Source organism: Streptomyces sp. NPDC051310 (genome assembly GCF_044455245.1).
Lineage (GTDB): Bacteria > Actinomycetota > Actinomycetes > Streptomycetales > Streptomycetaceae > Streptomyces.
The window spans coordinates 97,368-123,596 of record NZ_JBITEO010000002.1 but is presented as its reverse complement, the minus strand read 5'-3'; the positions used below and the strand labels follow the sequence as shown (position 1 = coordinate 123,596).

The window sequence follows — 26,229 nt, the reverse complement described above, 5'->3', positions numbered from 1 at the left end:
GGGGGGCAGCCTGGAGGTGCACGATGCCCCGGCCGGTATGGAGCGGCGCGATCTCGTTTGGCCTGGTCACGATCCCGATCAAGGTCCTGAGCGCGACTGAATCGCACAACATTTCGTTCCACCAGGTGCACGAGAAGGACGGCGGCCGGATCCGCTACCAGAAGGTCTGCGACCTCGACGGCAAGGTGCTCGAGCAGCACGAGATCGGCCGCGGTTACGAGCTCTCCAAGGACACGGTCGTGCCGGTCACGGACGCCGAGCTCGACTCGATGCCGCTGCCCACGGCCAAGGCGATCGAGATCGTCGCGTTCGTGCCGGCCTCCTCGATCGACCCTATCCGGATCGGCGACTCCTACTACCTGGCCGCCGACGGGCAGGTCGCGGCGAAGCCGTACAAGCTGCTGCGGGAGGCGCTCAAGCGCTCCGCCCGGGTGGCCATCGCGAAGTTCGCGTGGCACAACAGGGAAAGGCTGGGGTTGCTGCAGGTCCTCGACGGCGACGTCATCGCCCTGCACGCCATGCGCTGGCCGGACGAAATCCGCGACTCCTCCGCCGTCGCCCCGCCCGCGGTGGAGATCGGAGACAGCGAGGTCGACGGCGCCGTCGCGCTGATCGACGCCATGACCACCGACGACCTCGCCGAGTTCCGGGACGAGTACCGCGAGGCCCTCCAGGAGCTCATCCACGCGAAAGCCGAGCACCGCCAGCCGCAGCCCGTAGGCGGCGCCGCGCCGGAACCCGAGGGGCAGCTGGTCGACCTGATGGCCGCCCTCAACGCGTCCGTCGAGCAGGCCCGCGCGTCCCGCGGCGAGACCGGGGAGCACGCCACCGTGCACGAGATGCCCGCCCCGAAGAAGACGCCGGCAAAGAAGACGGCCGCCAAGAAGACCACGGCGAAGAAGACGACGCCGCGGAAGAAGAAGGCGTCCTAGTCGGCGCCTCGTACCGCGGCCGGGTCAGGCCGTGGCCGAGTCGATGTGGCTGGGCTGCTCCGACGGCTCCCGCGGCCCGTGGGCAACCCGCAGACCGGGCTGCGGCCACCGATAGGCGCGCACCGAGTGGGCATCGTCCCGGACCGGCATCAGCACGAGGTAGACGACCCGGCCGTCCGGAGCCGGGTAGTCGTGACGGGCCTGCACCTCGGCATACAGCCAGCGCCTCCCGGTCCACACCCGCAGCGCGGGCCGGTGCCCGGGCACCCAGGACGTCACGCGCGGCCACGGCCCCCCGCTCCACGGAGGCTCCTCCTGCGGAACCGGAATCTCGCTGCTCACCCTCTCGACCCTACGCGCCGCCATCCCTGCCGTTGTCGGTGCCCGCTCGTACACTCGACCTATCTATCCGCGCCTTCTGGCAGGCGCTGCTGCACGGACCCGCCCCGGCGTGATGCACCGGGGCGGAGACGTGTCAGGCTGCGGGCTCGGGGTGCCGGACGTGCCGCTTCAGCTCCCGCTCGACTTCGTACCGGTTCTCTCCGGTCGCCTCGGCGTGGGCGGTGATCGCCTGCTGTACGGCGAGCGCGGTCTCGACGGTCAGTGCGCCGGCCTGCTGCTCAGCCCAGGCGCGCTCTTCAAGCTGGATCAGGTCGGGGGTTAGTTCGATTGCCACGGGCGGATCCTATGCCGCCTCGGCGACCTCGCCCTGCCCCGACGCCGCGGCCCACGCCACGACAAGCCGCGTGTACTCCATCCGCTGCTCCGGCGACAGGCGGCCCCCGGCGCGCGCCCACAGCTCCCGGATCTCCTGGTTGATCGCCTCGGCGCTCAGGTCCCCACCCATGCCGTCCAGGGTAGGCGACAGGTCTGACAACGGCGGCTAGTCGGCCGACGGGGAGACGAACGACCCGAGCCCCGGCTCGGTGTAGATGAGGTTCTCCTCGCGCAGCGCACGGTGCACCTTCTGCCCGGTCGCCGCGGCGATCCCGAACTCCGCCTGCAGCTGCAGGACGCTCGGAATGCGGGTGCGCGGCGGGTAGGTGCCGTCCTCGATCCGTTCCCGGATCACCTGGGCAACCTGCCGCCATCGCGGCTGGTCAGGGGCAAACTCGATCACCTAGCCACGCTAGGCACGGCATACCGCACTACGCGAGACATGGCATACCTAGCACGCCATAGCACGCCTGCCGTAGTCTCGGGCCAGCAGAAGACCCCCGCGACCGGCGGCACCGGCCCGGGGGCGTGGCCACCAGCTGGAGGGCTGACGGCATGAGCGAGGCTACCGAGCCCGCCGCGACCGCGGCAGAGGGCGTGCGACAGATCCCCGACGTCGAGGAACTCACCGTCGGGCAGTACGCCGGATGGAACTGCGTGTGGTGCGGCGCCGCCATCCCGACCGGCGCCCGGCTCGTCGGTATCTCCCGCGGCCGCGACGGCGCGCACGTGCTCGACACTCCCGTGTACGCCGGCCGCTGCTGCCCCTGAGCTCCGCCTGCCGGGACGGCGGACCCGGCAGGCGGCTTACCTAAGAAGATCAGTCACGGGGATGTCGATGGCGCGGGCGATGCGAATGAGCCAGCTAATGCGTGCGTCGGTTGCGCCGGACTCGATGCGCTGGAGCGTCAGGCGCTTCACGCCAGCCTGTTCCTCCAGGGCCTCCTGGGTGAGGTTCGCGCGTTCCCTCGCCTCGCGGACACGGACGCCGAGGCGCCGCCGCTCTTCGATGATCCATGGCGGGTCGGGCGGGCGGGGTACTCCTGGCACTCGACAAACAGTCGACCCCGGGCGATCATGATGCAGCCTATGGCGATAGGCATTTTTGGATCATCGATGTCTGGGTACACGATGCTGGCGGCTGGTCGTGTGGGTGCCTCCACTGACCGGCCGTCGACGCCAAGATCTCGCCAAGGCGTCTCCGTCCCACCCCGGCATCGGGGTGGGACGGTCTAGTCTCGGCAATAAGACGCCCCCCGCCGACAGACTCGGCGGGGGGCGTTCCAGTGGAGTCGAGGCTCCACCAGCGGGACCGGAGTCCCGCCGACCATCTTCCCCACCGGTCTACGCGTGGGGGGTGCCTCAGGGATCGCGTGTATGCGCGCCCTCCCCAGATGGACTGGATCCTACGCACGTATCGATGCAGGGGGAAAGGGTTTGCCGTCACCTCACTCGAACGGGTGAGTGAGTGCCCCGCTCGCTGGCTGAGTGCTGGAGACCCTCAATGTGGACGGGATGTGGACTTCTGGACTTCTTGGGAGGCACTCTGAGGAGGCGTGGATGGACCTGGGGCGGCCAGTACCTGCATGTATCCACATGCGAGGGAGTGGCTGAAGGGTGTGAGAGCAGCTACTTGAACAGGGAGAACGCCGCGAAGGGTCAGTGACTGGGCACTCTGCGTGGAGGGCCGCCGTCCATATGCCGGGATGGCGGCCTTTGTGTCACCGAAGTTTCAACAAAGTGTTGACGGGGCGTCGACGGAGGGCGTTAGCTATCCGCAGCCCGTCAAAGCACAGCGAAAAACAGCCACGGAGGCTCCCGTGACGTCGAGTTCACAGCGCCTTTCGGAGGAGCGGTCCCCCGAAGCCCCCGCGGGCCTCACCCGGTTCAACACCTCCGCGGACAGCGACGCGCTCGCCGCCCTGCACGAGGTGTGCGCCAGCACGGCCTGGGGCAGCACGCTGCTGGCCCAGCGCCCGTACGCCACCACCGAAGCCCTCCTCCTCGCCAGTGACGCCGCCATGGCCGAGCTGACCGCGGAGGACCTGGCCGAGGCGATGGCCGGGCACCCGCCGATCGGCCGCCCGAAGCCCGGTGACCCCACCTCCTCCCGGGAGCAGAGCGGGATGGCCGGTGCCTCCGAGGCGCTCAAGGCGGAGATGCTCGAACTGAACCTGGTCTACCAGGAGAAGTTCGGACACGTCTTCCTGATCTGCGCCACCGGCAGGACCGGCGAGCAGATGCGCGACGCGGTCCGCGAGCGGATCGCCCACTCGCCCGAGGAGGAGCGGGAGATCGTCCGCACCGAACTGGGCAAGATCAACCGCATCCGCCTGACCCGCCTCGTCGAGGAAGAGAGCGCCGCATGAGCACGGAAACCACCGCCTCGGTGTCCACACACATCCTGGACACCAGCATCGGACGCCCCGCCGAGGGCGTCGCCGTCTCCCTCGCCGCCCGCGCGGGCGGCGACGCGGAGTGGGTGGCGCTCGGCGGATCGAAGACCGATGCGGACGGGCGCTGCAAGGACCTGCCGGCCCTGCCGGAGGGCACCACCCACGTACGTCTCGACTTCGAGACCGAGGCGTACTTCGCGAAGTTCGACAACCAGCAAGCCGAGGCGCAGCAGGACGCCCCCCGCGTAAGGGACAGCGGCGCGTTCTTCCCGGAGGTGGCGATCACGTTCGCCGTCGTACCGGGCGAGCACTACCACGTACCGCTGCTGCTCAACCCGTTCGGCTACTCCGTTTACCGAGGGAGCTAGCAGACACATGCCCACGATTCTCGGCCAGAACCAGTACGGCAAAGCAGAGAACCGCGTCGTCAAGATCACGCGGGACGGCGACACCCACCACATCAAGGACCTGAACGTCTCGGTCGCCCTCTCCGGCGACATGGACGAGGTGCACTACTCCGGTTCGAACGCCAACGTCCTGCCGACCGACACCACCAAGAACACGGTGTACGCGTTCGCCAAGGAGTACGGCATCGAGTCCGCCGAGCAGTTCGGCATCCACCTCGCCCGTCACTTCGTGACGTCGCAGGAGCCGATCCACCGGGCGCGCATCCGCATCGAGGAGTACGCCTGGGAGCGCATCGAGACCTCCGACGCCAACTCCAAGTTCATCGGCGCGGACGAGGTCAAGCACTCCTTCGTCCGCAAGGGCCAGGAGACCCGCGTCTCGGAGATCACCTACGACGGTGAGAACTGGCAGGTCATATCCGGCCTGAAGGACCTGGTCGTCATGAACTCCACCAACTCGGAGTTCTGGGGCTACGTCAAGGACAAGTACACGACCCTCAAGGAAGCGTACGACCGCATCCTGGCCACCCAGGTCTCCGGCCGCTGGCGGTTCAACTGGACCGACGACGAGCAGCGGATGCCCAACTGGGAGAAGTCCTACGAGCAGGTCAAGAAGCACATGCTCCAGGCCTTCGCCGAGACGTACTCGCTGTCGCTGCAGCAGACGCTCTACCAGATGGGCGCGCGCATCATCAACAACCGGTCGGAGATCGACGAGGTGCGCTTCTCCCTGCCGAACAAGCACCACTTCCTGGTCGACCTCGAGCCGTTCGGGCTCAAGAACGACAACGAGGTCTACTTCGCGGCGGACCGCCCGTACGGCCTCATCGAGGCCACCATCCTCCGGGACGGTGTGGAGCCGAAGATCCCGGTCGACATGACCAACCTCTGACGCCAGGCCGATGACCGCCCCGCCCACCGCCCGCAGCCGGGCGGGGCGGCACCGGACCGGAGGGACCACCACATGGCACAGCCTGCAATGGGGCCGGCACCGGAAGGCCCGTGTTCCACCCCACCGGAGAAGACCACCTGTCACCCGGTGGACGAAAAGCTCCCCTTCTCGCGGCTCGTGCCCGCCGCGCTGCAGCACGTCGCCGCCATGTACGCGGGCGTCGTCACCCCGCCGCTCATCATCGGGCAGGCCGTCGGCCTGGACGCCGCCGGGATGACCCGGCTGATCGCGGCGAGTCTGCTCATCGCGGGCCTCGCCACCATCCTGCAGACCATCGGCGTCACGAACTTCGCCGGCAACCGGCTGCCGTTCGTCAACGCCGCCTCCTCCGCCGGTATCGCGCCGATGCTCGCCATCGCCGAGACCAGCGCCCCCGGCCGCCAACTGCCCGCCATCTACGGCGCAGTCATGATCGCCGGCGTGTTCTGCCTCGCCGTCGGCCCCTTCTTCGGCCGGCTGCTCCGCTTCTTCCCTCCGCTGGTCACCGGCGTCGTCATCACCCTCATCGGGGTGACCCTGATGCCCGTACCGGTCGGCTGGGCCCAGGGCGGCGACCCACACGCCGCCGACTTCGGCGCCGCCAAGTACCTCGCGCTCGCCGCCTTCACGCTCGTCGTGATCCTGATCTTCCAGCGCTTCGGCCGCGGCTTCGTCAAGCAGATCGCCCTCCTGCTGGGCCTGTTCATCGGCACCCTCGCCGCCATCCCCTTCGGGATGGCCGACTTCACCGCCCTGCGCGAGGCGCCCGTCGCCGCGCTGCCCTCACCCTTCGCCTTCGGCGCCCCCGAGTTCCAGCCCGCCGCGATCCTCTCCCTGTGCATCGTGATGCTGGTGCTGATGACCGAGTCCAGCGCCGGCATGCTCGCCCTCGGCGAGATCTGCGAGCGCCGCACCGACGGCAGGACGCTCACCCGCGGCCTGCGCACGGACGGCATCGCCACCCTCGTCGGCCCCGTCTTCGGCGGGTTCCCCACCTCGGCCTTCGCCCAGAACGTCGGCGTCGTCTCCCTGACCCGGGTCCGCAGCCGCTACGTCGTCGCTGCCGCCGGCGGCGCGCTCCTCGTGCTCGGGGTCCTTCCCGTGCTCGGCGCGGTCGTCTCGCTCGTCCCGATGCCCGTCCTCGGCGGCGCCGGTATCGTCCTGTTCGGCTCGATCGCGGTCAGCGGCATCCGTACCCTGTCCGAGGCCGGGCTCGACGACAGCTCCAACATCATCCTGGTGGCCGTCGCGCTCGGAGCGGGCATCATCCCGCTCGCCGCACCCACCTTCTACGCCGGATTCCCCGCCTGGGCGCAGACCGTGCTCGGCTCCGGAATCAGCGCGGGCGCGCTCGTCGCCGTCCTGCTCAACCTGTTCTTCCACCATCTCGGCACCCGGAGCCGTCACACGGTCCCGGCACTCAAATCCTCCTAGGGTCCTGCCGTGCCCTCCCCCCGGGCCCCCGCCCAGGGGGACCCCCAGCCACCAGAACGAGAAGGAAGCACCATGGCACCTTCGGCAGCCCAGCGCATCGTGATCGAGAACTGCGCGATCGCGACCGTCGACGCCAACGACACCGAGTACGCCTCGGGTCACCTCGTCATCGCGGACAACAGGATCGAGTCGATCGGGGCGGGCAAGGCCCCCGAGGGCCTGGAGAACGTGGTGCGGCGCATCGACGCCACCGGCCACCTCGTCACCCCGGGTCTGATCAACACGCACCACCACTTCTACCAGTGGATCACCCGCGGTCTCGCCACCGACCACAACCTCTTCAACTGGCTCGTCGCCCTCTACCCGACATGGGCGCGCATCGACGAGCAGATGGGGTACACGGCGGCCCAGGGCTCCCTCGCCATGATGGCCCGCGGCGGCGTCACCACCGCCATGGACCACCACTACGTCTACCCGCGGGGCTCCGGCGACCTGTCCGGTGCCATCATCAAGGCCGCGTCCGAGATGGGCGTCCGCTTCACCCTCGCCCGGGGCTCCATGGACCGCAGCGAGAAGGACGGCGGCCTGCCGCCGGACTTCGCCGTCGAGACCCTCGAAGGCGCCCTCGCCGCCACCGAGGAGACCGTCAAGAAGCACCACGACGCCTCCTTCGACGCCATGACCCAGGTCGCGGTCGCGCCGTGCTCCCCCTTCTCCGTCTCCACCGAACTGCTCAAGCAGGGCGCCGAGCTGGCCCGCCGGCTCGGGGTGCGCCTGCACACCCACGGCTCGGAGACCGTCGAGGAGGAGCAGTTCTGCAAGGAACTGTTCGGCATGGGCCCCACCGAGTACTTCGAGTCCACCGGCTGGCTCGGCGAGGACGTGTGGATGGCGCACTGCGTCCACATGAACGACTCCGACATCGAGGCGTTCGCCCGCACGCGGACCGGTGTGGCCCACTGCCCCTCGTCCAACGCCCGCCTCGCCGCCGGCATCGCCCGCGTACCCGACATGCTCAAGGCCGGCGTCCCGGTCGGCCTCGGCGTCGACGGCACCGCCTCCAACGAGTCCGGCGAGCTCCACACCGAGCTGCGCAACGCCCTGCTCATCAACCGCCTCAACACCGTGCACCGCGAGGCCGCCCTCAACGCCCGCCAGGCGCTGCGCCTCGGTACGTACGGCGGCGCCCAGGTCCTCGGCCGGGCCTCGCAGATCGGCTCCCTGGAGGCCGGCAAGCTCGCCGACCTCGTGCTGTGGAAGCTGGACACCCTCGCGCACGCCTCCATCGCCGACCCGGTCACGGCCCTCGTCTTCGGCGCGGCGGCCCCGGTCACCGCGTCGTTCGTCAACGGCCGGCAGATCGTCGAGAACAGCCGACTGCTGACGGTCGACGAGGACGCCATCGCGCGCTCCACCCGGGACGAGGCCCAGCGCCTCGCCCGCATCGCCGCACAGGGCTGACGCCCTGGCACATCACCGCCCGGGCGCCTGACCCCGGGCGGGCATCGCCCGCCGGCCGCGCCGCGGCCGGGCGGGGCGATCCACGAAGTCCGGCCGAGGGGGACGGCCCTCGGCCGGTCGCCGTGGACCCGAGCGGGGTTCACGGCAGCCGGGCCGGGGGGTGCGCACCGCAATGAGGTACCGCACCCCCCGGAACGGTGATCCGTGTCGGCATCCCCCACACGACACGCTTCCGGGCGCACCACCTGCAACACCGCACCACCTCCCTGAAATCCACGTCACCGCGATGTGTAACCGACCGGAGGAACCCCCCGTGGCCGCAAAGCCCAGGTTTCGCAACGAAGCAGCTGTCACCGACACGGATGACACCGACCCGGAGGGAGCCGGCGACCGGAAGCATCCGGTCGACGAGACGCTCCCGCCCCTGAAGATGTTCACCAGCGGCCTGCAGCACGTGGCCGCCATGTACGCGGGAGTGGTGGCCCCGCCCCTGATCGTCGGAGCGGCCGTCGGGCTCTCCGGCACCGAACTCACCTTCCTCACCGGCGCCAGCCTCTTCACCGCCGGCCTCGCCACCTTCCTGCAGACGCTCGGCGTATGGAAGATCGGCGCCCGGCTGCCCTTCGTCAACGGCGTCACCTTCGCCGGTGTGGCGCCGATGCTCGCGATCGTCGACACCACCGACGACAAGGCGGACGCGCTGCCCGTCATCTTCGGCGCGATCATCGTCGCCGGACTGCTCGGCTTCATCGCCGCGCCCTTCTTCAGCAAGCTCGTCCGCTTCTTCCCGCCGGTCGTCACCGGCACCGTGATCACCCTGATAGGCGTCTCCCTGCTCCCGGTCGCCTTCGGCTGGGCCCAGGGCCCCGACCCACGGGCGGACGACTACGGTTCGACCACCTACCTCACCCTCGCGGCGATCACCCTCGCCCTGGTGCTGGTACTGCGCCGGTTCACCCACGGCTTCGTCAAGCAGATAGCCGTGCTCATCGGCCTCGTGCTGGGCACGCTCATCGCCATACCCTTCGGCGTCACCGACTTCAGCCCCGTCACCGAGGCCGACATCGTCGGCTTCCCCACCCCCTTCCACTTCGGCGCCCCGCAGTTCGCCCTCGCCGCGATCGTCTCCATGTGCGTGGTGATGCTCGTGTCGATGACCGAGTCGACCGCCGACATGCTGGCGCTGGGCGAGATCGTCGAGAAGCCCGCCGACGAGAAAACCATCGCCGCCGGCCTGCGCGCCGACACGCTCGGCTCGGCGATCAGCCCCCTGTTCAACGGCTTCATGTGCAGCGCCTTCGCCCAGAACATCGGCCTGGTGGCGATGACCCGCATCCGCAGCCGCTTCGTCGTCGCGGCCGGTGGCGGCTTCCTGCTGCTGATGGGCCTGTCCCCGGTCGCCGCCTCGCTCATCTCGGTCGTCCCCCGCCCGGTGCTGGGCGGTGCCGGTGTGGTGCTGTTCGGCTCGGTCGCCGCGAGCGGCATCCAGACACTGGTCAAGGCCGGCCTGGAGAAGGACAACAACGTCCTGATCGTGGCCGTCTCCCTGGCCGTCGGCATCATCCCGATCACGGCGCCGGAGTTCTACCACGCCTTCCCGGAGACCGCGAAGATCATCCTCGACTCCGGCATCTCCACCGGCTGCGTCGCCGCCGTCCTGCTGAACCTGGTCTTCAACCACCTGGGCCGGCACCGTGACGACGACGAGGTCACCGCGCCGATGGAACCGGGCGAGGAGATCTCCGGAACCCGCGCCACCCCGACGACGGCCCCGGTGCACTGACACCCCGCCGCCCGGCGGCGCGTACGGCACGCCCCCTCGTGCCGCCCGCGCCGCCGGCGCGCTCGCACCCCACGGCAGGCCCTGCGGCAGCCCCTGCGCCGCGGAGCCCGGCCGCGAGCGCCCGCGCTCCGCCCGGCCTCACACCCCCGGCCACGCCATCAGGTTGCTGAACAGCTCCGCCTGCTCGATCGCGTCGTCCAGGGCGTGGTGCGTGTGCCGCCGTCGCGACAGCAGCTCGCGCGGCATCGTGCCCTTGGCGACGGCCCGCAGCGGCAGCCGAGCCTTCGTCGCGTACAGCGTCTTCATGTCCATGCATCCCGAGTGGCCGAACGGGCTCGCGCCCGTGAACCGCATCAGGTACCAGTACAGGAACGTCCAGTCGTACGAGGCGGGGTAGCCGCACATCACCGGTTGCGCGCCGCGGCCGACCTCGCGCACCCATGCCGCGAACTCGCCCATCACCGCGGCCGGTTCACCGCCCTCCACCGCCAGCCGGCCCCGGTCGAGACCGCTGACGGCCAGCGCCTCCGGTACGAAGGCGTCGCTGATCGGCCGCAGTTCGCGGTAGAAGGTGTGCGCTTCCGGGTCCGCCGCGGTGTACCCGCCTGCGTCCTGACGCCCCGCCACCGCGGCGCCGATGCTGAGCATCGAGTACGGCCCCGGGATCGGCCCGTCGGCCTCGATGTCGACGGAGATGTACAGGCTGGGGCGAAGGGGTCGGGCCATGGCCAGGGAGCATGGCACACCGCCCGGCGCCCGCGCCTCTCAGTTTCCGGGCCGCCAGTCGGGCCGCCGTCCGCTCAGCCCGATCACCCGGTCCAGCAGCGGTGCCTCGTCCGGCACCGGGACCGGTGGGCCGAACGGGCCCCTGTCCTGCGGGCTGCCGGCGGTGGGCGCGAGCATGGCGTACGACGCCCGGAGCGAGGTCTCGTCCGCCGCGTACTCCTGGCCGGTCGCACGGGCCAGGTCCCAGCCGTGGATCAGCACTTCGTTCAGCGCCACCAGCCCCGCCACCTCGCCCGGCAGCGTCACGCCGCCCGCCCGGGTGGTGCCCTCCCAGGCCCCGGGCGCCCGCCAGGCGGCGGCCAGGTCGCCGAGCCGGCGGGGCAGAACGGTGCGCCAGTCCTGCTCCAGGTCCGGCAGCGCGGTGCCCGGGTCGGTGTCGGTGGTCGGCCCGAAGTCCTTCCTCGCGGCGTCCCGGAAGGCGAGCGCGAGCCCCGAGAGGTGGCCCAGCAGGTGCCGTACGGCGTAGTCGGGGCAGGGCGTCGGCGCGTCGAGGAGGTCGTCCCCGACGCCGTCCAGCAGCGCGGCCACCCGCCGGGTCGCGGGTCCGAGATCGAGCATGGTCTTCTCCGTGTGTGGGTCCATGTGAGAGCAGACCGGCGCGGGCACCGGAACTCATCGCGCCGCCGGAACCGATCGCGGCACCGGAACTCGTCGCGCCGCCGGAACCGATTGCGGCACCGGAACTCGTCGCGTCCTCGGAACCGATCGCGACACCGGAACTCGTGGCGGCGGCTCCGCACCTCATCGCGACACCGGAACTCGTGGCGGCTCCGTGGACCGTAAGCCGGCGGCCGCGCCGGCCCATCGGCCGTGTCGGCCCGAGCGCCGGCCCGTCGTGCCCATCGGCCCGTCGGCCGCGCCGGCCCGAGCGCCCGCCCATCGGCTGGAGCGCCGGCCCACCGGCCCGCTGCCGACCCGTTCGGCGCCACTCCTCGCCGCCATCTCCCGGATCGAGACCGTCTCCCACCGTCACCCCCTTCCCTGTCGCTCCCTCCACCGACACTCACCCCTCCACCGACACTCACCCCCCCTCCACCATCACTCCGCGCGTCCGATCCGCCGCCGGCACTCCTCCGCCAGCCACGGGTAGGCCTGCGCGATCGCCTCGTATACGCGCCGCCGCAGCAGCCGCTCCGCCTCGGACCGCCCGGTCGCCGCGAACAGCCCGTCCAGCAGTGCGTCGTACCGCGCCAGCGCCTGGCGCAAGTAGTCCACCTGCCACCGCACCAGCGCCCCGGCAGGCCCCGGCGCCCGCCGCACAGGTCCCGCGCCGGACGCCCCTGACGCCCCACGGGGCGCGGCTTCCGAAGGGGCGGCCTGTGCGCCGGGTGGCGGGCCTCCGCCGCCCGGGCGCCGATGGCGCGCCGCCCGCAGCTCCAGCTCGGCCCGCGGGAGCATCGGCACGCGGATCGGCTCGGCGAGGATCGCCGCGAGGACCGCCCGGTGCCGCTTCTCCGCGGCCGCCCGCGCGGCCGCCGCGCCGCGCCCGCCCGCGGCCGCGTACGCGGCGAACTCCGGCGTCCGTTCGACCGCCTCCACCCGCGCCAGCAGGTACAGCCGCACCGGCGCAGGCGTCCAGCGGCGCGGGTCGCGGCCCTGCACGTCCGGCTCGCCCAGCAGCTCCCGCACCATCACGTCCGTCCAGCCGCGCTGCCGCAGCCCGTCATGCGTCACGTACGTCATTCGGTCCGACACGATTCCCCCACCCATCGTCACGGAGAGTGATGTTCCCAGTGAAGCGCACGCCACTGACAATCGCCGGTACGGGCCGGGCAGGCCCCGCCGCACCCTCGCTCGCACCGCCTCCATCGCCCATTCGTGCCAAGAACTCGTGGCACGCGGCTCCGGCCCGCCGGGCCCCCATACGCTCCCGGAGTGACCCGTACCACTGCCCTGAACACCGGACGTGACGACTTCCTCAGCTGGGCGGAGACGGAGCAGGGCGTCACCCTGCCTCTACGCCCGGCCGACGCCGTCCTCACGCTGCTGGCCATCCGTGGCGCCGACCGCCGCTCCGGCGTGCCCGAGCCGACGCCGCAGCTCGTGCGGCAGGTGCTCCACGAGGACCTGCCCGTGCTGCTCCCGGCGACCCCGGACGGGCTCGCCGCGGTGCCCCGCGTGGTCAGCGCCCTGGCCGACCGGGTCCGCGCGGCCAACCGCCTGAACGCCAAGCGCCACGCGCGCCTGCTCGACGCCGTGCGAGAGGCCCTGCCGGAGTTCGAGCGGGCCATGAGCGACCCGCACAATCTGACCTGGCCGCGCTGGTACGCCTCGCTGCTCCACGCGGACGGCGTCGACCCGGGCGACCCCGGGGCCGTCCGCACGTGGCTGGCCGCCCACGCGGCCACGCCGCCCGGCGAACGGCGCGCCCTCCCGGCGGCGGTGACGCGCGCCGACGTGGCCGCCCGCACCTTCGCCGCTCGGGCCCTCCTCACCGAAGCCCTCCTCAACGCCTCCACCGCCGACGCCGAACGCTCCTCGCCGGCCGGTCCGCTGCTGCCCGGACAGCCCCTCCTCACGGCCGCCCCCGACGAACTGGAACGGCTCGCCACCGAGCTGTCCGACCGCTGGACGGCCGATGGTCTCGGCGAGGCGTTCGACGGCCCGCACGCCGACCTCGCGCCGGGGCCCGAGGCCCTGCCGCACATCGCCCTCGCGGACCGGTTCCTCGACGAGCACCTGGACTACTACGGCGACTCGGCCGTGCCGCTGCCCCCGCCACCGGCGCTGCCCGCCCCCGAGGACATCCGGGGCCTGCTGCACGCCGCGCCGCTGCCCGCCGCCCTCGCCGCGGGCGCCGACGGCGAGCTGCGCGAACTCGCCGAGCGGTGCGGCTTCCCCGGCTCCGCCACCTCCGTGTGGACGGAGGGCACCCCGCAGCAGCTCACCGAACTGGCCGCCGACATCCTCGCCGCCACGGTGGAGCGCGTCGCGGCGGACACCGCTCCCGCCGACAGCACCCGCGACGCGGCCCCCGACGAGGACCGCCGCCGGGTGGACCGTGACGCGGACGCGGACGCGGACGCAGACGCGGAAGGGGAAGAGAACGGGGACGAGGACGAGAGCGAGAGCGAGGAGGAGAGCGAGGACGAGTACGCACTCGACGCGGCTCACGTCCTGTACGCGCTCTACGAACGCGGCGGCACCCCCGATTCCGTCGCGCGCAAGGCGGCCGACGTCACCGGCTGGACGCTCTCCCCGGACCTGGAGGACGCCCCGGTGCTCGTCCCCGACACCGCGCGGGCCGCTTACGCGACCCCGTCACCGCAGGAGCTGTCGTCCCTCCTGGGCCTCCCGGGCCTCGGCGAAACGGACCGGGAGGCGCTGGACGGCCACGCCCAGGCCCTGGCCGCGGTGGTGGACCGCCTGGCCGCCACCGGATGCGTCTTCCGTGCCGGCGACGCCTACGGCCTCACTCCGCTCGGCGAGGCGGTCGTCCGCCACGTCCTGACCGTCGCCCATGTCGCCGCGCCCGACCGGGCGGCGGTTCTGGCCTGGAGTGCCGACCAGCTGATCGAGGCCGCGGAGATCTGGCCCCCTGCCGTCGCGGTCGCGGCGCTCACCTCGTGGACCGCCCACCGCGGCGGCACCGACGCGGCCTGGAGCGAGCTGCTCGCCGCCGTCGCCGCGGCCGGGCACCCCACTGCCGCGCTCTTCTCGCGGCTCGCCCTCGCCGAGATCCCGACCGCCCCGGTCCGCGCCGCCCTCACCGACCCGGTCGTCGGCGCCCACGCCCGGCGCCTCCTGGACGACCGCGGCGAGGAGGCCCCGCCGGACGCGGTGCCCCTGAGCGCCCGCGCGTTCCTGATCCTCGACGAGCTGCACGCGCACTGGAGCGAGGACATGCGCGCCTTCGTCGCCGCCCTGGCCGACCACCGCGACGACGAGCCGGCACCCACCTCCCTCACCGACGCCTTCGACCGTGCCGCCGCCACCTGGCCCGGCGGCGCGGCCGCCCTCCTCGAAGCCCTCGCCGCCACCGGCCCCGAGGCCCACGGCATCCTCGGTGACCTGCGCGCCCGCCACCCCGACAGCCGTATCGCCCAGCTGGCCGCCCGTGCGGTGAGGACCACCGGCGGTTCGCCTCGCGCCGGCGCCTGAGGGCCGTCGCGTCCGAGGCCCGTCGAGCCTGAGGTCCGTCGAGCCTGAGGTCCCGTCGAGTCTGAGGCCCGTCGCGCCCGAGGCGCGCGCCCGACATCCGGGCGACCGGGGTCCGTCAGCGCCGGAAGTCCGTCAGCGTGACCGTGTAGTCGTCGTGGTCCGGCCGGTAGGCCATGCAGTAACGGGTCGGGTACCAGCCCGGCGTGCGCCAGCTGCGGGGCTGAGGGACCGGGGCACAGGTGCGGTGCGGGGGAGTGGTGCGGTGGTGCTCCAGGAACGTCTTGGTGAGCATCGGCTCCATGAAGACGATGTCGCCCGCGTAGGCGCCGTAGATGAAGGTGTGCCCGGCGAGGGCGCCCGCGGTCGGGGGGCGGCTGTCGAGGTGTTCGCCCATGGCGCCCTCCGAGGTCTCCGGGCTGGAGGCCGGGTAGCCGGCCGGCAGGTGCGCGGCGGGGACAGGGGCGGCGGCCGCGGGCAGCTGGGCGCAGTCGATGAGCAGGGCGCAGCGGCCGATGCGGATGCGGTCGCGGGTCTCGCGCGGCACGAGGTAGAAGTGCACGTCGAAGTGGGGTACGTCGTACCGCCCGTGGGGTCGGTGGCCCTCGGGGTTCCAGTTGAACAGCACCCAGTGGAAGGGCAGCCCGGAGCGGGCTCCGTCCGGCAGGGGCAGCTCCAGGCCGTGGCCGCCGACGCACTCGTGCGACGGGTGGACGCGTCCGTCGCCGTCCGCGTCCAGGCAGTGCTCGCCGTCCGTCGGCGCGGTGGGCAGGCCGGTGAGGGCGGACGCGGTGAGGACGACGCCCAGGGAGCGCGGCCGCCCGTCCGCGTGATCCGTGAAGACGCGGATTCTTCCGTTCCCGAGCCGCGCCGCCGGACCGTACGAGGGACCGCGCGCCACCGGGCCCGTGTCGGATCCCGTGCCGGACCTCGCGGCGGCCGCCCTGCCGGGACCCGTCCCCGCCTCCGTCCACGTCCCCGGGGAGGCGCCGGGGCCGGTGCCCGGGCGCGTGGCCGTCCCCGTCGCCGGGAGAAGCGTGAGCAGCAGCAGGGCGGCCGACGTCAGCCCGAGGGAGTGGACCAGGCGCATGCGGGAGCCGTTCGTGCCGGGACGCTCCAGGAGGAGCGTGCGTTGAGCCCTGCCGCGTCCACGCCGGTGACCTTCCGCGTGCAGGACCTGATGTCCGCCAGCTTGTGATCGGGCAGGACGTCGCGAATGTCGGAGAAGCCGTCCGGGGCAAGCAACTCCACCTGATGGAGCAACGGGTCCGGTTCCAGCCGCCGGTGCGCGTCCAGGAGCACCGCCGTCTCCGGCCGCCGCGTCCCGTCGTACCGCGACAGCGCCTCGTCCAGGTCGTCGTGGCAGGCCAGCAGGTACGCAAGGACGCGGGCGTCGACGATGGCCTGCGACGCCCCGTTGGACCCGGTCGGGTAGAGCGGATGGGCGGCGTCACCGAGGAGGACGACGCGGCCGTCGACCCAGCTCGGCAGCGGATCGCGGTCGACCATCGGGTACCGCAGCACGCGCGGCGCGGCCGTGACCGTCCCGTGCAGGTCCAGGAAGGGCACCCGCCAGCCCGCCAGGTGCGGCAGGACGGCGCCCGCGGCCACCGCGGCGTCCCAGTCGGCGGGCGGGACCGGGGTGCCGTCCGTCCCGGTACGGGTCTCCACGACCCAGTTCAGCGTGCAGCGGCCGGACGCGTCCGGCGGGGAGACGGGGTAGACCACGGCCTTCACGCGGGAGTTGCAGCCGATGATCACCATCGTGCGCCCGTCCAGGAACGGCGGCGCGTGGCTCACCCCCCGCCACATGCAGATGCCGTTCCAGAGCGGCGGCCCCTCGCCCGGGTGCATCACGGACCGTACGGCCGAGTTGATGCCGTCCGCGCCGATGAGCAGGTCGCAGGTGTACGGGGCCGGATCGCCGGCCGTGTACGCCCGCACGCGCCGCGGCCCGCTCCCGGGCCGGTCCTGCTCGTACCCGGTGATGCGCCGTCCCGTGCGGACCGTGCCGGGGCCCAGGCGCCGCGTGACCTCCCGCAGCAGCACCTCCTGGAGGCGGGCGCGGTGCACCGAGTACTGCGGCCAGCGGTAGCCGGCGGCCCGGCCGCGCGGCTCCGACCAGATCAGCCCGCCGTACCGGTGGTGGTACTCCAGCCGGGCGGTGGCCACGGCGTGTGCGGCGAGGTCGTCGCCCATGCCCAGCTCGGTCAGCTCCCGTACGGCGGCGGGCTGGAGGTTGATGCCCGCGCCGACGGCCCGCAGCCGTGGACAGGACTCCATGACCACGATGTCGTCCAGGCCCGCGGCATGGAGGCTGAGCGCGGTCGTCAGTCCGCCGATGCCGGCTCCCGCGATCAAAATCCGAGGGGCATTTTTTCCGCTGTATGGCGTCATATTTGGCGTCATTTTCAACAGCCTTCCGAGACGTCCCTCGACAAAAATGCAGCCGGATCCGAAAAGACACAAACGCAGGCCGCGACCGGCGTCGGAGCAGTGTCGTCGATTCGGTGACGTTCACCCGAACGGACCACACCCGAGTGCCGCCTAACGGGTTACGTGCTTGTAATTGAGAGTCGGCAACAGAAAGGCTGCGACATGAATCACGTGGCATTCGACGCGTGCGACATCCAGCGCCTCCAGCATGCTGTTGACTACGCACACCATGCGTCCAGGAGCTCCGTGGAGACCCTCCTCCCGCCCTGGATGCCCGGCGCGCTGAAACGGGAAATCAAGAGCCAGTGCATTATAGGGCACTGTGCGACGCTGCTGTTCCCCGCTTCCGAGGAATCGGCCATGGAGCACTTCCGCGAAAATGGCTGGCAGGCGGCGGAAACAATTCCGAGTGTTCTGGTGAAGCGCCGGCTCGTCGAGCGCCACGGTCTGCCGGCCGACGCCCGAATACTCGTGACGCGTCTGCAGGCGACGCGGAATCCGGCGCCCCAGGTCGAAATATTCCTCTTTCCGCGCAACAGTCCGGGGTACCGCCCGGACGTCGCGGACGAGGAGCGCGCCCACGGCTTCGAGAACCACGTCGGCCTCTTCCTGGACCGGCCGCGGCCCGACGCCCTCGCGGCCCTGGCCGACCGGCTGGAGACGGTCGGGGAGATGGTGTACGAGGGTTCGGCGCACAATCCCCACGAGAACACCACCATGCTGTACTTCGCGCCCAGCGCGCGGGCCGCTCGCGTACGCCGCCGCTTCCCGCGGTGGGAGCTCCAGTGCGCCGGCGACCTGACCGAGGTCGCCGATGCCCGGCCCGTACGTACCGAGGAGGTCGAACGGGCCTACGCCGCGCTGCGGGCCAACTCCGCCTCGACCATCTTCACGCGGGTCACGCCCCTCGGAACCGCACACGCCGAGAAGGCGGCGCTGCCGGGGTCTTGATGCCCAGCCGCACCTGTGCCATATAGGTCTGGACCAATACTCCGGACGGACCTGGAGGCACGACCGTGCGACGCCCCCCTCACCTCGCCGCCGCCCCGGTCGCCGTCTGTGCGGCCGCCCTCCTGCTGGGCGCCTGCACGGCGGCCGCCGACCAGGACACCGAGCCCCCCTCGGCGCCCACCGGGGTGACGGCGCAGGCCGGCAGCGCCACCTCCGTGCACGTGATGTGGCAGCCCTCCTCCGACGACGCGGAGGTCACCGGGTACGACATCTTCGAGGGCGGCCGGAAGGTCAGGAGCCTGCCCGCCGCCAGGACCATGACCGACATCGACCGGCTCACGCCCTCGACCGCGTACCGCTTCACGGTCCGCGCCCGCGACGCCGCGGGGAACCTCTCGGCGCCCGGCGCCGCGCCCCCCGTGACCACCCCCGCGCCCACGCCGGACGACCGCACCGCCCCGGGCCGCCCCACCGCCCTGCGCGTGACCGCCGACGGCAGCCGCGCGGCCACCCTGCGCTGGAAGGCCGCCACGGACGACCGGGCGGTCACGGCGTACGACGTCCACCAGGAGGACTCCCGCATCCACAGTGTTCCCGGCACCGAGCACACCGCCCGCCTCACCGGCTTGCGCCCCGGCACGGTCTACACCTTCACGGTCCGGGCGCGCGACGCGGCGGAGAACTCCTCGCCCGACAGCAACGCCGTGGACCTCACCACCGCGCCCGCGCCGGGCGCCGGGCCCGTGACCGCGCCGACCGGCCTGGCGGCCACCGCCCTGAAGGGCGGCATCCGGCTGACCTGGACCCCGCCGGAGACCGGCGGCGCCGCACCGGTCCGGGAGCACCAGCTGTACCTGGACGGGAAGTTCGCCACGACCATCGTCTGGGGCGGCGCACCGCCCGCCGGGACGGCCACGTACACCTTCACCGTCACGGATCCGCCCGGCACCCGCTACAGCGTCAAGCTCCGCGCCAGGCTCCCGGACGGCACGTGGGGCGACTTCTCCGCGCAGCGCACGGTCGTCGTCCGCTGAACGGGCTCCGCCCCCCGGCGCGGTGCGCCGGGGGGCGGAGTCGTGCGGGGTGCCGGTGTCAGCCGACGAGCTGCTCGTACGCGGGGAGGGTGAGGAAGTCCGCGTAGTCCTCGTCGAGCGCGACCTTCAGCAGCAGGTCGTGGGCCTGCTCCCACCGGCCGGAGGCGAAGGCCTCCTCGCCGATCTCCGCCCGGATCGCGGCGAGTTCCTCGGCCGCGACCTCACGGGCGAGCCCGGGGGTGGCCGTCACCGGTGCGCCGTCGCGCTCGAGGACGACACCGGCGTTGATCCACTGCCAGATCTGCGAGCGGGAGATCTCGGCCGTCGCCGCGTCCTCCATCAGGTTGAAGATGGCGACGGCGCCGAGGCCGCGCAGCCACGCCTCGATGTAGCGGATGCCGACCTGGACGGCGTTGCGCAGGCCCTCGTACGTCGGCTTCGCGTCGAGCGAGTCGATGGCGATCAGGTCGCCCGGCGCCACCGAGACGTCCTCGCGCAGACGGTCCTTCTGGTGCGGCCTGTCGCCCAGCACCGCGTCGAACGAGGCCATCGCGATGGGCACCAGGTCGGGGTGGGCGACCCAGGAGCCGTCGAAGCCGTCGTTCGCCTCGCGGTCCTTGTCCGCCTTGACCTTCTCGAAGGCGACCCTGTTGACCTCGGGGTCCTTGCGGGACGGGATGAAGGCCGCCATGCCGCCGATCGCGTGCGCACCCCTCTTGTGGCAGGTGCGGACGAGGAGTTCGGTGTACGCACGCATGAAGGGCGCGGTCATGGTCACCGCGTTGCGGTCCGGGAGGACGAACTTGGCTCCGCCGTCGCGGAAGTTCTTGACGATGGAGAAGAGGTAGTCCCAGCGGCCGGCGTTCAGGCCCGAAGCGTGGTCGCGCAGCTCGTAGAGGATCTCCTCCATCTCGTACGCGGCCGTGATCGTCTCGATCAGGACGGTCGCGCGAACAGTGCCCTGCGGGATGCCGACGTAGTCCTGCGCGAAGACGAAGATGTCGTTCCAGAGGCGGGCCTCCAGGTGCGACTCCGTCTTCGGCAGGTAGAAGTACGGCCCCTTGCCCAGGTCGAGGAGGCGCCGGGCGTTGTGGAAGAAGTACAGGCCGAAGTCGACCAGCGCGCCGGGCACCGGGCGGCCGTCGAAGCGCAGGTGGCGCTCCTCCAGGTGCCAGCCGCGGGGACGCATGACGACCGTCGCCAGCTCCTCGGCGGGCCTGAGGGCGTACGACTTGCCCGTGCGGGGGTCGGTGAAGTCGATCCTGCGCTCGTACGCGTCGATCAGGTTGAGCTGGCCGAGGACCACGTTCTCCCAGGTGGGGGCGGAGGCGTCCTCGAAGTCGGCGAGCCAGACCCTGGCGCCCGAGTTCAGGGCGTTGATGGTCATCTTGCGGTCGGTCGGACCGGTGATCTCGACCCGGCGGTCGTTCAGCGCGGCCGGGGCCGGCGCGACCTTCCAGCTGTCGTCCTCACGGAGCTGTGCGGTCTCCGGGAGGAAGTCCAGGGTGCTGGTGCGGGCGATCTCGGCGCGGCGCTCCGCCCGCCGGGCGAGGAGCTCGTCACGCCGCGGCGTGAACCGCCGGTGCAGCTCGGCCACGAAGGCCAGGGCCGCGTCGGTCAGGACCTCGTCCTGCCGGGGCAGGGGCTCGGCTTCGACGATGGCCAGCGGAGACGGCGCTGGTGCGGACATGAGCTGTCACTTCCTTCAGCGGGTGGCTTGGACGCGGTGCCGTGCAGTGGCCGCCGGGCATCCGCGCGCGGCACTGAGTGCCGTGGGAGCCGGGATACGGTCACAGGCGCCTTCTGACGGTCGGGTGCTTCTGAGCAGTGGATACTAGTTTCCTTATGGTGGAAGTTCAACGGTCTGTTGATGTCGAGATTCTCCGGGTCGACACAACGTGGCGCTGAGTGCCACCTCGTGCACGCCGCGTTTCACTCCAGGCGCGCGAGATCCGCTTCCGTGTCGATGTCGTACGGCTCCGCCACGTCGCCGCACGCCACGAGAGCGACGGCCGCCTCGTGCGCCTTCAGATAGGCACGTGCCCCGCGGTCACCCTCGGCACTCGCCATCACGCCCGCCCACCGGTCCGCCCCGAAGAGCACCGGATGCCCCCGCTTCCCGTCGTACGAGGCCGCCACCAGCGACTCCCGCGAGCGGTAAGCGCCCACCACCCGCGCCACCGCCTCCGCACCGATCCCCGGCTGGTCCACCAGCGACACGACCACCGCGTCCGCGCCCGACCCGGCCAGCGACGCCAGCCCCGCCCGCAGCGACGAGCCCATGCCCTGCTCCCAGCCGGGGTTGTCCACCAGGACGCAGCCCGGCAGCGACGCCCGCTCCCGTACGACCTCCGCGGCGGCGCCCAGGACGACGTGCACCACCGGACAGCCCCCCTCGCGCAGCACCCGCACCGCGTGCTCCACCAGCGGGCGCCCGCGGTGTTCCAGCAGTGCCTTGGGGCGGCCACCGAGCCGCCGCCCGCCGCCCGCCGCGAGCAGCAGACCCGCGATCAAAGGCTCTTCCGGACTCGTACGCGTGGTTTCTGCCATGGGGAGTGCATACCTCATGCCCCGGCTTGGATAGGGTGCGGCTTTCCGGCATTGACGTGTGCAGTGCGAATTCCTGTTCAGGAGACATGGATTGATGAGTGGTGGCCCGCGTGGGGGAACGGTCTTCCAGCCGCTTGAGGACGACGATCCTCGTTCCGTGGCCGGTTACCGGCTGGCCGCTCGGCTCGGAGCCGGCGGCATGGGCAAGGTGTACCTCTCGTACACCCCGGGCGGCAGGCCCGTCGCCATCAAGGTGATCCGGCCCGACTTCGCCGAGGACGCCGAGTTCCGGCGCCGCTTCGCGCAGGAGGTGCAGGCCGCGCAGCGCGTCCAAGGGCTCTACACCGCCCCGGTGATCGACGCCGACACCGACGCGCGCCAGCCCTGGCTCGCCACGGCGTACGTCCCGGGCCCCTCGCTCGCGGACGCGGTGCAGACGCACGGCTCGCTGCCCGTCGACACCATCCTGCTGCTGGTCGCCGGGATCGCCGAGGCGCTACAGGTCATCCACGCCGCGGGCATCGTGCACCGTGACCTCAAGCCCGCGAACGTCCTGCTCGCCGCGGACGGGCCGCGCGTCATCGACTTCGGCATCGCGCGCGCCGCCGATGCCACCTCGCTCACCGGCAGCGGTGTCACCATCGGCACCCCGTCCTTCATGTCGCCGGAACAGGCGGCGGGCCGCAAGGTCACGGCGGCCACCGACATCTTCGCGCTGGGCCAGGTCGCCGCCTACGCCGCGATGGGCAGCCCCGCGTTCGGCGAGGGCACCTCCCACGGCGTGCTGTACCGGATCGTGCACGAGGAGCCGGACCTGTCCGGCCTGCCCGAGCGGCTCCGGGAACTCGTGACGCGCTGCCTGACGAAGGACCCCGACGCCCGCCCGTCCGTCGCCGACATCCTGGCCCTGTGTCAGGCCGCCAACGACCAGACGGCCCTGCGCCGCCCCGAGGAGTGGCTGCCCGGCGCGGTCGCCGCGGACATCACCACGCGGGCGGCGGCCCCGGCCCCGGCGGCCGCCACCACGCCCCCGCCGCCCTCGGCGCCCCCTGCGGGCGCCCCGGCGCACCCGCCGACCGCACCCGCGACCCCGTCGGCGCCTCCGCAGGGCTTCGGCCCGCCCGTCCAGGCCGCGCACGGTCAGGCCCCCGCCCAGGCTCCGTACAGCCACACCCCGCCGCCCGCGCAGGGCCACACCCCGCCGCCGGTGCAGGCTCAGCCGCAGGGGCCGGGCGGGCACCACCCGTACGCGCACCCGGTCGCCGGGCCGTACGCGCCGACCGCCGCCCAGGCGCCCGCGCCGGCCGCGCGGAAGCGCACCCGGACCGTCCTGGTCGCGCTCGCCGCGGCCCTCGCCTTCGCCGTCGCGGGCGGCGCCACCGCCTGGTACCTGCTCAAGGACGACGGCAAGGGCACCACCCGGGCGCAGGAGCAGGACGCGAAGAAGGACCAGGGCAGCAGCGGCGGGAGCGAGGCCGACGGCGAGGGCGCCGGCGGGGGCACCCCGGTGGAGGACCCGCAGGGCGGGGACTCCCCGAAGCCGTCCGCGCCGGCCAAGCCCACCAAGGCCCCCGACCCCGTCGACTACACCGGTATCGACCTGCCCTACGGCTACGAGCTCGCCCTCTCCGACGACCCGGTCAAGCCCAAGGACGACAGCACCGGCTACGACCTCGACTTCGGCGCGGGCCTGTCGACGAACGACGGCGGCCGGCTCGTCCTGCTGCGCAGCGGCCAGGAGCCCACCCTGGAGACCTGCACGACCGAGACGCGGTTCACCACCTACATCTCCAAGAGCAAGCTCTCCAAGGGCTCCCGGCTCTGCCTCCAGACGGGGGCCGGCGACGTCGCCCTCCTCACCGTCCAGGGCTTCCCGCCCGAGTCCGACCCCAGTGACTACATCACCCTGGACCTGACGGTCTGGCGTGGCGCCCTGGACGTCGAACAGACGAGCTGATGTACCTCCCCCCGTGTGGCGCGCGACGCCGCGCAGGCCGTTAATCTGTCCGCAGCCCCCCGGCATCCGACCAGCGCCGCGGCGGGCTGCGAGACCGCACGGCGGCGTGCGTGCAAGGGGGAGTGCTGTGTTGCGAAGCGTGGGGCAGAGGCCTGTGACCGGCAGCAGCGAGGACCCGAGAGTCATCGAGCTGCGCACGGCCGTGTCCAGGCTCCGACGGGAACTGGCCGCCCACCCGGCGGAGTTCCTCGACCGCGGCATCGCCGAGGACGAACTGGCCGCGCTCGCCGCGATGGCGGTCGGCGGCGAGCCCGAGGTACGCCGCCTGCGCCGCTCACTGCTGCTGATCGCCGGCGCGATCGGGTCGGTGAGCGCGCTCGCCACCGCCCTTGCAGGCGTGCGCCACGCCGTGGAGCTCTTCGGCGAGCCGCCCCGCGCCGGCGAGGAACCGGCCTAGGCCCTGTCGTCACATTTCCGTCTGCCCCTCCGCCCTTCGGGCGACGACGGGAATGTGACGACAGGGCCTAGCGGCGGATCAGGCGGCGGGCCGTCGCCGCTGCCACCGCCGCCGTGCGGGAGTCGACGCCCAGCTTGGCGAAGACGTGCACCAGATGCGACTTCACGGTCGCCTGGCTCAGGAAGAGCCGCTTGCTGATCTGCTGGTTCGACAGGCCGTCGCCGACCAGCTGGAGCACCTCCAGCTCCCGCTTGGTCAGCGCCTGCGCGGGGGTGCGCATCCGGTCCATCAGGCGGTGCGCGACGGCCGGGGCGAGGGCCGAGCGGCCCGCCGCCGCCGTGCGGACCGCCGCGGCCAGCTCCTCCGGGGGCGCGTCCTTCAGCAGATAGCCGCCGGCGCCCGCCTCGACCGCCGCCAGGATGTCGGCGTCCGTGTCGTACGTCGTCAGCACCAGCACCCGGGGCGCGCCCTCGCGCCCGGTGATCGCCGCGGTCGCCTCCGCGCCGTGCATCCCGGGGCCGAACTGGAGGTCCATGAGGACCACGTCCACGTCCGGCGCGAGCTCCACGGCGCGCTCGGCGGTGGCGGCCTCCGCGACCACCGCGAAGTCCGGCTCCGTGTCGAGGACGGCGCGCAGCCCGGCCCGGACCACGGGGTGGTCGTCGGCGACCAGCAGTCGGATCGTCATGCGAGAGGAACTCCTGTCCGCAGGGGGAGGGCGACGGCGACGGCCGTGCCCTGGCCGGGCGAGGACTCGACGGTGAACGTCCCGCCCAGCGACCGGGCCCGCGAGCGCATCGCCCGGAGCCCGAAACCGCCGCCCTCGGCGGGGGCGCAGGCGCCCGGATCGAAGCCCTTGCCGTCGTCCACCACGTCCAGGGCGACCGACGCGTCCATGAACGTCAGCGTGATCTCCGCCCGCCGGGCACCGGCGTGCCGCACCGTGTTCGCCAGCGCCGACTGGGCGATCCGCAGCAGTGCCACCTCGTACGGCGTCGGCAGCTCCACCGGAGTACCGCTCACCGTGAACCGCACGCGCGGCCCGGGGCCGGGCCCGGCCGGACGCTCGCACAGCCGCGCCAGCGCACCGGCCAGCGAGCCGCGCTCCAGGTCGGCCGGCGCCAGCGCCCGGACGAAGCGCCGCGCCTCCGCCAGGTTGTCCTGCGCCGCGCCCAGCGCCCGCTCGATGTGCCCGGCGGCCGGCGAGCCCTCCGGCAGGGCGCGCTCGGCGGCCCGCAGCAGCAGCTGGATGGACGACAGGCCCTGCGCGAGGGTGTCGTGGATCTCCCGGGCGAGCCGCTCCCGTTCCGCGAGCGTCCCGGCGTGCCGCTCGGCGGCGGCCAGCTCCGCCCGGGTCGCGACCAGCTCCTCGATCAGCCGTCTGCGCCGCTCGCTCTCCCGGTACAGCGCCTGGTAGCCGAGGACGGTCGCCACGGCGACGGCCGCGCCCAGCAGCGGCCCGATGAACGCCCCCGGGCTGAGGGCGGCACCGTGCCGCACGTACGACAGGATCGCCGCGCCGGCGGTGGCGGCGACGGCGGGCAGGGACCAGCGCACCGGCAGCAGGTGCAGGTGCAGGAAGTACAGCGGGAACGCCACCCACAGCGCGTCGGGGGTCAGGGTGAGCAGCGCCAGCCAGGCCGCGCACAGGGTGCCGAGCCAGGCGGCGGCCGCGGCCTGGGAGGTGCGGACGGCGCGCAGCAGCGGGCCCGCCGCGTACACGGCGGCGGCCACCGCCGCCGTCGTGACGACGACGGGGTCGCCCGGGGAGCGGAGGGCGGCGAGCGCCAGCAGCCCCGCCACCAGGACGTGCAGGCAGAGGCGCAGCGCCCGCAGGACGGGCGTGCGGGAACGGGGATCCATGACCCGTCCAGGGTAGGCGGAGGCGATCCGTCCGGC

At 72.6% G+C, this 26,229-nt stretch carries 27 protein-coding genes; 13 read left to right on the top strand and 14 right to left on the bottom strand.

What is annotated here, in order from left to right; genetic code table 11:
* Positions 1-23 precede the first annotated feature (23 nt).
* On the top strand, positions 24-932 hold the full coding sequence (locus ACIA79_RS03200; RefSeq protein ID WP_399426402.1) for a Ku protein: 909 nt from the start codon (positions 24-26) through the stop codon (positions 930-932).
* 24 nt (positions 933-956) lie between these two features.
* Here the strand turns inward: ACIA79_RS03200 and ACIA79_RS03195 are convergent, their stop codons facing one another.
* The 4 genes from ACIA79_RS03195 to ACIA79_RS03180 form a co-directional block, all read right to left on the bottom strand.
* Positions 957-1,274, bottom strand: coding sequence for a hypothetical protein (locus ACIA79_RS03195; RefSeq protein WP_399426401.1), 318 nt, complete (start codon positions 1,272-1,274; stop codon positions 957-959).
* A gap of 133 nt (positions 1,275-1,407) precedes the next feature.
* A complete protein-coding gene (locus tag ACIA79_RS03190) occupies positions 1,408-1,608 on the bottom strand; it encodes a hypothetical protein (RefSeq protein ID WP_399426400.1) in 201 nt (66 codons plus the stop codon).
* Positions 1,609-1,617: 9 nt separating this feature from the next.
* A complete protein-coding gene (locus tag ACIA79_RS03185; protein WP_399426399.1) occupies positions 1,618-1,779 on the bottom strand; it encodes a hypothetical protein in 162 nt (53 codons plus the stop codon).
* A gap of 36 nt (positions 1,780-1,815) precedes the next feature.
* Positions 1,816-2,052 carry a GntR family transcriptional regulator gene (locus ACIA79_RS03180; protein ID WP_399426398.1) on the bottom strand — a complete coding sequence of 79 codons (237 nt, stop codon included), beginning with the start codon at positions 2,050-2,052 and terminating at the stop codon, positions 1,816-1,818.
* A 152-nt stretch (positions 2,053-2,204) separates the two neighbouring features.
* On the opposite strand from ACIA79_RS03180, the gene ACIA79_RS03175 reads away from it, so the two are divergent.
* Positions 2,205-2,420, top strand: a complete 216-nt coding sequence (locus ACIA79_RS03175; protein ID WP_399426397.1) for a hypothetical protein — start codon at positions 2,205-2,207, stop codon at positions 2,418-2,420.
* Positions 2,421-2,456: 36 nt separating this feature from the next.
* On the opposite strand, the gene ACIA79_RS03170 is transcribed toward ACIA79_RS03175, so the two are convergent.
* Positions 2,457-2,699 carry a helix-turn-helix domain-containing protein gene (locus ACIA79_RS03170; protein WP_399426396.1) on the bottom strand — a complete coding sequence of 81 codons (243 nt, stop codon included), beginning with the start codon at positions 2,697-2,699 and terminating at the stop codon, positions 2,457-2,459.
* Positions 2,700-3,469: 770 nt separating this feature from the next.
* Here ACIA79_RS03170 and uraD point away from each other — a divergent pair.
* The 6 genes from uraD (at position 3,470) to ACIA79_RS03140 (ending at position 10,061) form a co-directional block, all read left to right on the top strand.
* Positions 3,470-4,018 (top strand): 2-oxo-4-hydroxy-4-carboxy-5-ureidoimidazoline decarboxylase, encoded by a 549-nt coding sequence (gene uraD / locus ACIA79_RS03165; RefSeq protein ID WP_399426395.1) that lies wholly within the window; start codon positions 3,470-3,472, stop codon positions 4,016-4,018.
* A complete protein-coding gene (gene uraH / locus ACIA79_RS03160) occupies positions 4,015-4,413 on the top strand; it encodes a hydroxyisourate hydrolase (RefSeq protein ID WP_399426394.1) in 399 nt (132 codons plus the stop codon). Before uraD ends, uraH begins: the two co-directional genes overlap by 4 nt.
* A 7-nt stretch (positions 4,414-4,420) precedes the next feature.
* Entirely contained in the window at positions 4,421-5,344 is a 924-nt protein-coding gene (pucL, locus tag ACIA79_RS03155; RefSeq protein WP_399426393.1) for a factor-independent urate hydroxylase, read from the top strand.
* Between the two features lie 72 nt (positions 5,345-5,416).
* Positions 5,417-6,817 carry a nucleobase:cation symporter-2 family protein gene (locus ACIA79_RS03150; protein WP_399426392.1) on the top strand — a complete coding sequence of 467 codons (1,401 nt, stop codon included), beginning with the start codon at positions 5,417-5,419 and terminating at the stop codon, positions 6,815-6,817.
* 72 nt (positions 6,818-6,889) lie between these two features.
* Positions 6,890-8,278 (top strand): 8-oxoguanine deaminase, encoded by a 1,389-nt coding sequence (locus tag ACIA79_RS03145; protein WP_399426391.1) that lies wholly within the window; start codon positions 6,890-6,892, stop codon positions 8,276-8,278.
* A 313-nt stretch (positions 8,279-8,591) separates the two neighbouring features.
* The gene (locus ACIA79_RS03140; protein WP_399426390.1) at positions 8,592-10,061 is read left to right on the top strand and encodes a nucleobase:cation symporter-2 family protein; all 1,470 of its coding nucleotides are present in this window, start codon (positions 8,592-8,594) and stop codon (positions 10,059-10,061) included.
* A gap of 138 nt (positions 10,062-10,199) precedes the next feature.
* Here ACIA79_RS03140 and ACIA79_RS03135 read toward each other — a convergent pair whose 3' ends face one another.
* The 3 genes from ACIA79_RS03135 to ACIA79_RS03125 form a co-directional block, all read right to left on the bottom strand.
* Positions 10,200-10,787, bottom strand: a complete 588-nt coding sequence (locus tag ACIA79_RS03135) for a 3'-5' exoribonuclease domain-containing protein (protein WP_399426389.1) — start codon at positions 10,785-10,787, stop codon at positions 10,200-10,202.
* Positions 10,788-10,826: 39 nt separating this feature from the next.
* Positions 10,827-11,405 carry a TIGR03086 family metal-binding protein gene (locus ACIA79_RS03130; RefSeq protein WP_399426388.1) on the bottom strand — a complete coding sequence of 193 codons (579 nt, stop codon included), beginning with the start codon at positions 11,403-11,405 and terminating at the stop codon, positions 10,827-10,829.
* 480 nt (positions 11,406-11,885) lie between these two features.
* Positions 11,886-12,530: a hypothetical protein gene (locus tag ACIA79_RS03125; RefSeq protein WP_399426387.1), complete on the bottom strand. Its 645-nt coding sequence runs from the start codon at positions 12,528-12,530 to the stop codon at positions 11,886-11,888.
* Positions 12,531-12,722: 192 nt separating this feature from the next.
* On the opposite strand from ACIA79_RS03125, the gene ACIA79_RS03120 reads away from it, so the two are divergent.
* On the top strand, positions 12,723-14,948 hold the full coding sequence (locus tag ACIA79_RS03120; protein WP_399426386.1) for a hypothetical protein: 2,226 nt from the start codon (positions 12,723-12,725) through the stop codon (positions 14,946-14,948).
* Positions 14,949-15,063: 115 nt separating this feature from the next.
* Here the strand turns inward: ACIA79_RS03120 and ACIA79_RS03115 are convergent, their stop codons facing one another.
* Positions 15,064-16,035 (bottom strand): hypothetical protein, encoded by a 972-nt coding sequence (locus ACIA79_RS03115; protein WP_399426385.1) that lies wholly within the window; start codon positions 16,033-16,035, stop codon positions 15,064-15,066.
* A complete protein-coding gene (locus ACIA79_RS03110; protein WP_399426384.1) occupies positions 16,008-17,306 on the bottom strand; it encodes a flavin-dependent oxidoreductase in 1,299 nt (432 codons plus the stop codon). Before ACIA79_RS03110 ends, ACIA79_RS03115 begins: the two co-directional genes overlap by 28 nt.
* Positions 17,307-17,543: 237 nt before the next feature.
* Here ACIA79_RS03110 and ACIA79_RS03105 point away from each other — a divergent pair, with 237 nt between their 5' ends.
* Entirely contained in the window at positions 17,544-18,332 is a 789-nt protein-coding gene (locus ACIA79_RS03105; protein WP_399426383.1) for a hypothetical protein, read from the top strand.
* A gap of 65 nt (positions 18,333-18,397) precedes the next feature.
* Positions 18,398-19,366 carry a fibronectin type III domain-containing protein gene (locus ACIA79_RS03100; protein ID WP_399426382.1) on the top strand — a complete coding sequence of 323 codons (969 nt, stop codon included), beginning with the start codon at positions 18,398-18,400 and terminating at the stop codon, positions 19,364-19,366.
* A gap of 58 nt (positions 19,367-19,424) precedes the next feature.
* Here ACIA79_RS03100 and aceB read toward each other — a convergent pair whose 3' ends face one another.
* Positions 19,425-21,056, bottom strand: coding sequence for a malate synthase A (gene aceB, locus ACIA79_RS03095; RefSeq protein WP_399426381.1), 1,632 nt, complete (start codon positions 21,054-21,056; stop codon positions 19,425-19,427).
* Between the two features lie 242 nt (positions 21,057-21,298).
* The gene (locus ACIA79_RS03090) at positions 21,299-21,916 is read right to left on the bottom strand and encodes an NTP transferase domain-containing protein (protein ID WP_399426380.1); all 618 of its coding nucleotides are present in this window, start codon (positions 21,914-21,916) and stop codon (positions 21,299-21,301) included.
* A 94-nt stretch (positions 21,917-22,010) separates the two neighbouring features.
* On the opposite strand from ACIA79_RS03090, the gene ACIA79_RS03085 reads away from it, so the two are divergent.
* Both ACIA79_RS03085 and ACIA79_RS03080 read left to right on the top strand, forming a co-directional pair.
* Positions 22,011-23,873, top strand: a complete 1,863-nt coding sequence (locus tag ACIA79_RS03085) for a serine/threonine-protein kinase (protein WP_399426379.1) — start codon at positions 22,011-22,013, stop codon at positions 23,871-23,873.
* A gap of 127 nt (positions 23,874-24,000) precedes the next feature.
* Complete coding sequence (locus ACIA79_RS03080; protein WP_399426378.1) at positions 24,001-24,330, top strand: DUF5955 family protein; 330 nt, start codon at positions 24,001-24,003, stop codon at positions 24,328-24,330.
* A 67-nt stretch (positions 24,331-24,397) separates the two neighbouring features.
* Here the strand turns inward: ACIA79_RS03080 and ACIA79_RS03075 are convergent, their stop codons facing one another.
* Complete coding sequence (locus ACIA79_RS03075) at positions 24,398-25,018, bottom strand: response regulator (RefSeq protein WP_399426377.1); 621 nt, start codon at positions 25,016-25,018, stop codon at positions 24,398-24,400.
* Positions 25,015-26,193: a sensor histidine kinase gene (locus ACIA79_RS03070; RefSeq protein WP_399426376.1), complete on the bottom strand. Its 1,179-nt coding sequence runs from the start codon at positions 26,191-26,193 to the stop codon at positions 25,015-25,017. The genes ACIA79_RS03075 and ACIA79_RS03070 overlap by 4 nt, the downstream gene beginning before the upstream one ends.
* Positions 26,194-26,229 lie beyond the last annotated feature (36 nt).